At 57.8% G+C, this 8,008-nt stretch carries 6 protein-coding genes and 1 pseudogene; 5 read left to right on the top strand and 2 right to left on the bottom strand.

Features of this window, described 5'->3' with window-relative positions; genetic code table 11:
* The first annotated feature begins 599 nt into the window (after nucleotides 1–599).
* The 4 genes from HMPREF2547_RS07775 to HMPREF2547_RS07760 are packed head-to-tail and all read left to right on the top strand — an operon-like array spanning nucleotide 600 to nucleotide 4,443.
* Nucleotides 600–1,556 (top strand): iron-siderophore ABC transporter substrate-binding protein, encoded by a 957-nt coding sequence (locus tag HMPREF2547_RS07775; protein WP_016421885.1) that lies wholly within the window; start codon nucleotides 600–602, stop codon nucleotides 1,554–1,556.
* A gap of 51 nt (nucleotides 1,557–1,607) precedes the next feature.
* Nucleotides 1,608–2,603 (top strand): FecCD family ABC transporter permease, encoded by a 996-nt coding sequence (locus tag HMPREF2547_RS07770; RefSeq protein ID WP_222865141.1) that lies wholly within the window; start codon nucleotides 1,608–1,610, stop codon nucleotides 2,601–2,603.
* Entirely contained in the window at nucleotides 2,600–3,652 is a 1,053-nt protein-coding gene (locus HMPREF2547_RS07765; protein ID WP_016421887.1) for a FecCD family ABC transporter permease, read from the top strand. Before HMPREF2547_RS07770 ends, HMPREF2547_RS07765 begins: the two co-directional genes overlap by 4 nt.
* A complete protein-coding gene (locus tag HMPREF2547_RS07760) occupies nucleotides 3,649–4,443 on the top strand; it encodes an ABC transporter ATP-binding protein (RefSeq protein ID WP_016421888.1) in 795 nt (264 codons plus the stop codon). The genes HMPREF2547_RS07765 and HMPREF2547_RS07760 overlap by 4 nt, the downstream gene beginning before the upstream one ends.
* Here the strand turns inward: HMPREF2547_RS07760 and HMPREF2547_RS07755 are convergent.
* Together HMPREF2547_RS07755 and HMPREF2547_RS10630 are read right to left on the bottom strand one after the other, a co-directional pair.
* Nucleotides 4,440–5,363 carry a siderophore-interacting protein gene (locus tag HMPREF2547_RS07755; RefSeq protein ID WP_016421889.1) on the bottom strand — a complete coding sequence of 308 codons (924 nt, stop codon included), beginning with the start codon at nucleotides 5,361–5,363 and terminating at the stop codon, nucleotides 4,440–4,442. The two genes, HMPREF2547_RS07760 and HMPREF2547_RS07755, sit on opposite strands and share 4 nt — an antisense overlap.
* A gap of 111 nt (nucleotides 5,364–5,474) precedes the next feature.
* A pseudogene (locus tag HMPREF2547_RS10630) lies at nucleotides 5,475–6,664 on the bottom strand (IS3 family transposase); the annotation flags it as partial.
* Between the two features lie 519 nt (nucleotides 6,665–7,183).
* Here HMPREF2547_RS10630 and HMPREF2547_RS07740 point away from each other — a divergent pair.
* Nucleotides 7,184–7,831, top strand: coding sequence for a hypothetical protein (locus tag HMPREF2547_RS07740; RefSeq protein WP_070605407.1), 648 nt, complete (start codon nucleotides 7,184–7,186; stop codon nucleotides 7,829–7,831).
* Nucleotides 7,832–8,008: the final 177 nt, after the last annotated feature.

Below are 8,008 nucleotides of genomic sequence, written 5' to 3'. Positions count from 1 at the left end.
GCGCAGTGCTGGGGGGGGGGGATTGCGTCACGGGAGGCGCCGGCGCCCTATTTGGCGGCGTGAGGATGTGCAGATGTCGCTAGACCGGGGATGCGTGGCCGACGGCGCCGTATTTGGGGCGCTAGCAGGGGTGAATGTCGCTAGAACGGGAATGCGTTAAAGACACTGATTTGCAGCTCCGCAAAACTGCAGGTCAGGGAATTGTCGCAAAATTCGGAGGCGCGCCTGTGCTGACAGATTCCCGTTCTAGCGACATTTCGACCTTCGAAGTGCAACTTTTCCGACAGTTGGTGCCACGAGTTGCAATAGCGCGAGCATCTCGGCATTGAGAGCCAGGGTGGCTAGGGTGGCCAGGGCGGTGACAGTGGCCAGGGTGGCTAGGGTGGCCAGCGTGGCGACGGTGGCCAGGGCGGCGATGGAGTCGGTAGCGGCCGAGCAGGAAGCGGACTAATTTAGGGTAGCCTGTTGTGTGGTTAGCCTTACCTGTGTAATATAGGCTCGATTGCTGTGTTGGCCGTAGCCGAAAGAGGCCATCAGTCTCTTGGGGCTACGGGTACTTTACAGCGTTTCAAAGAGTTCCTTACGCGTTAGGTTTTCACATGTTTCGAAACAATTCGCTGACCCGTCGAGCGGCGCTGAAGACCGCCGCTGTCTTGGCAGCATCCACTCTTGTTCTGTCTGGTTGCTCCCGAGGCGACGACGCGGCGGCGTCAAAAAATGAGGGCACCGGGGACGAGCGCATCGCCGCAGTTGGCCTGGGAGACAGCGATACCTTGCTCGCTCTAGGCATCCAACCAGTCCTCGTAGCGCCCTGGGGTGCTGAGGGAGATGTTGATGCATCTGGCGTCGGCCCATGGGCTACCGAAAAGCTCGGCGACAACAAGCCTGAAGTGGTTTACGGTACTGCCAACGGATTCACTGCTGAAATCCTGGAGAAGATCTCCGCCGCTGATCCGGACAAGATCATTGCGGTGAACTCTGCCGTAGACGCGCAGGCGAAGAAGGCGCTTAATGACATCGCCCCAACCACCGTTAAGCCAGACGGTGCCACGGACTGGCAGATCCCCTGGCGGGATCAGGTCAACCAGATCGCCGGCGCTGTAGACAAGCAAGAAGAAGGCGACAAACTCGTCGAAGAAACGCAGAAGGCCTTCGATGATTTCCAACAGCAGCACCCTGAGCTCAAAGGCAAGCGTGCGGCTATCGTCATGCCTTATCAGGGAAAGATCGGCCTGTACACCTCCGGTGACGGTCGCGGGCAGTTTATCAAGAGTCTGGGCTTCGAGATCCCGAAGGAGCTCGAAGGTAACGGGGGCGAGTTCTACCGCGACATCGCACCTGAGAACTACAGCGACCTCAACAACGTCGATTACCTCTTCATCCTTGATTACCAGGGTGCCGCCGATACCTTGAAGAAGGATCCAACATTCAGCAAGCTGGACGTTGTTCGCGAAGGCAAGGTCCGCTGGATGGACGAAAACGTGGGCAATGCAATGAGTATGCCGAACCCATTGACCATCCCCTGGGCAGTCGACAAGTTCTCTGACGCAATTTAATTGAAAGTGTCCGTTTCAAGAACTCGACATTCTTTGGTGTTTTCCCGGCGTTTGCTTACTTCGGCCGCACTCGTTGGCTTGGCTTTGCTGCTGCTTGCCTCCCTGTACTTGGGTTCCAAAGATCTTTCCATTGGCGAAGTGACCAGCATCCTCATGCATGGTCCGCACCCATCTACGCAATCCGGCATCATTTGGGACTTGCGCGTTCCGCGCACCCTCTTGGCTGTGATCACAGGCGCAGCCCTGGCTATGGCGGGTGCCATTGCTCAGAGCTGGACCCGCAACCCCCTGGCAGATCCCGGCATTATCGGCGTGAACGCTGGAGCAAGTTTCGCAGTCGCTGCGGCACTGACCTTGGGCTGGGCAACGACGGTCGGGGAGCGGACACTTGTAGGGCTCGTCGGGGCGGCCGTCGCTGCCTTAATCGTGCTGTTGATTTCCCGCGTATCGCGTAACCCGCTAACTCTGGTACTCGTGGGCGTGGGAGTTACCTTCGCCCTGCAAGCGGCCACGAATATGCTGAGCCTCTATTCTTCCGACACCCTGGAAGGGCTCCGCCGCTGGACCGTTGGCTCTACAGCTGGGCGGGGTATGGAAGACGTGGCCTTAGCTGCTTTAGGTCTAGCACTAGGTGCTCTATGTGGTGCGCTTGCAGCACGCCCGCTGGATCTACTTGCGATGGGAGAGGACTCCGCCCGTTCCCTTGGCAGCTCGCCCACGAGAACCCGCTTGTTGGCTGCCGCAGCGGTGATCATCCTCGCCGGCTCGGCGACAGCCACTGTGGGGCTTGTGACATTCGTGGGCTTCGCCGTGCCACACCTACTACGCCCGTTTACCGGCCCGTCCCTGACTCGCCTCTTGCTGCCGACCGGCATTGTTGGTGGCGCGGCTGTGTTGCTAGCCGATATTGTGGGCCGCTTCGTCCTGCAGCCTAACGAGCTGGAAATGTCCATTGTCTTAGCTATTGTCGGTGCCCCAGTGATGATTCTGGCGGTGCGACGTAAGAAGAGTTCACCGACCTCGAATGACTCGGAGCTGACGATATGAGCGATATGACGTCTATCCGTAGTATTAAGCGTTCACGAAGCAGACGCGTCCTGGCGGCTTCGGCAGGGTTCGCCCTCATAGCGGCTCTTTGTTACTGCTTAATCCTGGGGCAAGGAGCGGTGAAGCTCAGCCCGATGGAAGTCATCGAGGTTCTCACCGGTGGGGGCACACAGCAAGCAATCAACGTGGTGTGGGATCTCCGCCTGCCTGTAGCAATCGCTACCGTTCTGGTCGGCGCGGCTCTAGGGCTGGCAGGTGCGTGGACTCAGACCATGGCCCGCAATCCGCTGGCCAGCCCGGACATTCTCGGTGTATCCGGCGGCGCGGCGGTTTTGGTTGTGGCGGGCACCGTAGTTACCCGCCCTGCATGGAGTGAGGGGGTGCCGACGTTCTGGTGGCGTGCTGCACTCGCTTTGCTTGGCGCACTAGTGATCGTTGGTTTGCTCGTTCTACTCGGTGGCTTCGGGACGTCGCAGCGCGTAGTGGTCATCGGCCTGGCACTGTCTTTCCTCACGCAGTCTTTAGTGCAGTATCTCCTGCTCCGGGCTGACTTAACTCGTGCCACGGATGCCCAAACTTGGCTCGCTGGGTCTACCGGCTTTGTGCGTATGGAAGCTTTGTTTCCTATGGTGTTGGGCCTGTTGCCCTTCGTAGTTTTAGGCCTTTGTGTTACGCGCGATGTCCCTCTTCTTTCTCATGATGACGCCACCGCGTCCACACTTGGGGTAAATGTCACGAGGGTGCGCGCTATTTTGCTCATTGCCGCAACGGGCATTGTCGCGGTGGTGGTTTCCTTTGTCGGCCCAATTGGATTCGTGGCACTATTGGCTCCTCAGCTGGCCAAGCTGGTGGCCGGAACGCCCACGCCCCATCCGTTGTGCTCTACTTTTGCAGGCGCTGCTCTATTAGCTGCGTGCGCCGTCGTGGCGGGCGCACTGCCATTTACATCCCCTGTGGGTTTGGTTACCGCCATCATCGGTGGCCCCGCGTTGGTGTTGCTTGTGTGGTTGGCGGCCCGTCGCGGAACTCTGAAAGGAATGGTTCAATGAACGTTCAAGTTGATCACGTCACCGTGGGCTACAACGACGGCCCAAGCATTGTTAAGGACGTGTCTTTCACTGCAGAGCCCGGGAAGGTCACCACGCTCTTAGGCCCCAATGGTTGTGGCAAGTCGACGTTGCTCAAGACGCTTTCTCGGCTGCTTGCTCCCGCCGAAGGACGGGTTCTTGTAGAGAAAAAGGACGTGCATAGTTTGCGGTCGCGCGAAGCCGCCCAACTAATTGCGCTTTTGCCACAACACCCGCTGTGTCCGGCGGGATTGACCGTTGGAGAACTTGTGGAGCGCGGACGGCACCCTTATCGTCGATCGCTCTGGGGTGGGGGAGCGACGGCGTCAGAAGATAAAGAAAAAGTGCGCGAGGCGCTGAAGAAGACGAAGGTTGACCATCTTGTTGCCCGCGACGTGGCGGAGCTTTCTGGCGGCCAGCGGCAGCGGGTCTGGATGGCGATGGTGTTGGCGCAGGATACGCCAATTGTGCTGTTGGACGAACCGACTACCTACCTAGATCCGGCACATGCGATAGAGATTCTAAGTATCGTGCGGGAGCTCGCTCAAGAGGGCAAGACGGTGATTACCGTACTTCATGATCTTGGCCTGGCGGGAGCTTTTAGCGACGAGATGATCGTCATGAAGGAAGGGGAAAAGATCGCCGAGGGTTCTCCAAAGGAGGCTCTGACGGTGGATGTGTTGCGCGAGGCATATGGCCTGAATGCCGAGGTGTGGGAAGATCCCCGCGGTATGGCTCCGATTATTGTGCCGCGAGGGATTGTGGCTAATTAAGGCCGTGCCCTGCCTAGGAACCAATAGGGGCACCACTGCACGGATTCGCTATTGAGGCCCCAGGTGTGAATTGCGTGGCGCCGTACTTCCTTGCAGAGCTGTCCTTCACCCGCGACCCAGACGTACTTCGACTGTGTTGCGGGGTGTTCGGCACGGTCCAGTTGCTGTAGGTGGGACATCACTGCCGTGCTGAAGTCCGTTGTAGCGCTAAACAGCACTTCTAGGCTGCCCAGCTTGCTCTCCCAGTCGGCGACGAGGGATGGCTCGAGGTCACCATGGTTCTCGGCGACCACTACGAGGTGTATGTCGCGCAACTGTTCCGGGGCAAACGCATCCGCGTAATCCAAAATGGCGCGAACGGAAGGTACGGCAGATGGGTCTGCGATAAGTGTTTGTGAACTTTGCGCGCGGTGCCAGAGGCCCTGGCATGTCCAGATGCCTACCTGGTCGCCAACACGAGTTGCAAGAGCCCAGGCGAGCCCTGGTCCGACGTGCTCATCCTTTGGATTTTTGACGCCATGTGTCGCCACGTCGAAAGTTATCTGTCCGCACTCGGGATCGAGTGAGCGTACGGTGTACCAACGTAAATTTGGGCGTTGGGTCTCCGGCATGGCTGTAACGCTTGCGCGGATATTGGCGCCACCTCCGTGGAGGGGTAAATGGAGATTCTCGCCGGGCTTAGCCGGCATAAAGAGGCCAAAGAATTCGTCCGGGCCGGAAAGCTGAAAGCCGACTAGCTCGGGGGAGCGGATGACAATCCTCTGCAGGTTTTCTGCCGGGGCGCTGACGTCATAAACAGTGGCGCGGATGATTCGATGGTGCGGTTCAGAAGGGGCGGCCAAGAGTAGGTGGTCAGAAAAGGCCGCGCGGTAGGCGGAAGTGTTCGTCGGAGTGTTCAGGGTAACTGGGTTCGAGGTCATAGTGGGAGTTAACTTACCCTTACCTAAAGCAAAAGTGAAAGGGTGAGGGGCAGAAAAAGCCCCGCGGGGATCCGAGGTGAACTGGTCCCCGAAAGTTGGACTGGTTTAACTCTAGGCGGTTAGGGCTTCAAGGGTCTGATTTCGATATTGCATCGGGGTCAGGCCCTTGAGTCGTTGTTGGACGCGTTCGGTGTTGTACCACTGGATGTATTCGTCGATTACTTGGTTGAACTCTGCGACCGTGTCGAAGACTTCTCCGTGGTACATCTCGGTTTTCACGTGGCCGAAGAAGTTCTCCATGACCGCGTTGTCGTAACAGTTGGCTTTACGCGACATCGACTGAACACCGCCGTTGTCGCCGATCAGGTCACGCCACGAGGCATGCTGGTACTGGAAACCTTGATCGGTGTGCATCATCCACCCGGGTTCAGGTGCCCACGCCGCGATCACCTTGGGCAAAGAATCGGTGGTCAACGCTGTCGACGGCGATGTAGCCACAGTGTGGGCAACGATTGAGCGGTCGAACAAGTCCATCACCGGTGACAGGTAGACCTTGCGGCCTGCAACCCTGAACTCGGTGACGTCGCTGACAAAGACGGTATTTGGCTGATCCGGGGTGAATTTGCGGTCAAGCTTGTTGTCGGCAATGTGGCTGATCGTCCCGGTGTAGGAAACATAAGGTCTACGTTGGCGGATCTTGGCTCGCAGCCCCATCTGGCGCATGAGTTTGTAGACGAGTTTGTGGTTGACCACCCAGCCCTGGTTGCGTAGGTCAAGTAGCACTCGTCGGTAGCCGTAGCGATGCTTGTTACGCTCGAAGCTTTCCCGAATCGCTTGCTTGAGCTCGGCGTGCTTATCTGGCTTACTGAGTCGTTGTTGGTGGTAGAAGAACGTCGACCGTGGCATACCTGCTGCCTCTAGGAGGTACTCCAAGCGGTGGTGAGACTTGAGGATGACAATCGCCTGGACTTTCAGGCGCGTCCCTGATTCCTCAAGTCCCGCATTTTTTTTAGATAGGCATTTTCGGCCCGCAACCGTTCGTTTTCGCCACGCAGCTTGTCTTCCTCCGACAGCGGCTTCGGCGTGACCGATCCTTTGGGTCTGCCCTTCGGCTTTGGTTTCAACGCGTCATCGCCGTCTTTGCGCCATTTCCACGACCACCCGCGGACCAGCTGCTGTGATGACAGGCCAAATTCACGTGCAAGATCCATCGCTGTCTAGCCAGCAAGGTGGCGTTGGACAACTTCCTTCTTGATCTCGAACGAGTACTGCTGCTTAGTCGGTTTCTCCACAAGACATAGCCTGCATGCAGCTTAAACCGACGACAGAGCATACGGGCGGCATACTTGGAGACACCAAGGGCATTGGCAGCGGCTCTATAGCCCATGCCTTGCTCAAATAGTTCAACCAACTGCTCGCGCTGATATGCACTTAGCGAACTTCGTGCTCTCAATGACAACTACTCCCCACTAGTCGGTAACTGATTTCTCAGTCCAACTAATGGGGAGCAGTTCATTAGGTGCCGAGGCGTTTCTGCTGGAAAAGGCGAGCCTGGTTTGGGGTGACCAAACGGCTAGCAATGTGACCCGTGACATGCGACGTTTGGGCATAAGTGCAGGTTAAATTTTGCCGTTATTCTGTTTCCAATTTCCTGGCTGAAGTGGGTCGAATTTCTATATTGTGACCGTTTTTCATCACCGGTACGGTTTTCGTGTGAGCACGGCAGTGGCCGCAAAGGAGAAGGCGAGAAGCCCTTTACCTTCAGCTCTGGGCATCGCGCCACACCATTTATCTACACTTCATTTTTCTAAAGGATCATCATGGATAACCTGTGCAACATCTGCGAACTGATTTCCTGCTTGCCAGCACCGGCTCCGCTGCCGGTACCTGAGTTCAACGTGAACTTCCCGGAGGGCCCGCTGATTCAGGTCGACTCTCTGTTCCCGAACTTCCACTCTCTGACTGAGGGCGGCAACCTGGGTCTGCAGAACGTCGGTGGCGATCAGGACAACGCTCTGCAGAACGTTGGCGGCAACCAGGGTCTCCAGAACGCTGGCGGCGATCAGCTGAACGGCGGAGACCAGATTGGCGGCGACAAGCTGGAGAAGGGCGATAAGGTCGGCGGCGACCAGGTTAACGACAAGGGCCAGATTGGTGAGCGTCAGTCCGGTTTCCAGACCGGTGGCCAGGACCAGAGCCTGCAAAACGTCGGTGGCGACCAGGGTCTGCAGAACGGTGGCCAGGAGCAGGGTCTCCAGACCGGCGGTAAGAACCAGAATGGTCTCCAGACCGGCGGCCAAGAGCAGGGCATGCAGACCGGCGGTAAGAACCAGGGTGGCCTCCAGACTGGCGGCCAGGAGCAGGGTGCCCAGACCGGTGGCAACAACCAGGGTGGTCTGCTGGCCGAGGACGGTGCAGGTGACAACCTGCCAGTCGACCTGGACCTCACCGGTGCAAAGGCTATCTAAGACCGTCTAAGCCGACTTAGGCACTGCACTGCGCAGCTGTTAGCTTGCGCGGCGATTAGCGCGTAACAGCGCACGAGCGCCTTCTCACTCCTTGTGGAGTGGGGAGGCGCTTTCTTGCGTTTATAGCTGGCGACGTGGGGTCGATCCGAGTTACTGACTGCGTTTATGACAAAAATG

This window comes from Corynebacterium sp. HMSC055G02 (genome assembly GCF_001809065.1).
GTDB lineage: Bacteria > Actinomycetota > Actinomycetes > Mycobacteriales > Mycobacteriaceae > Corynebacterium > Corynebacterium jeikeium_D.
This window is presented reverse-complemented; position numbering and strand designations above follow the sequence as displayed.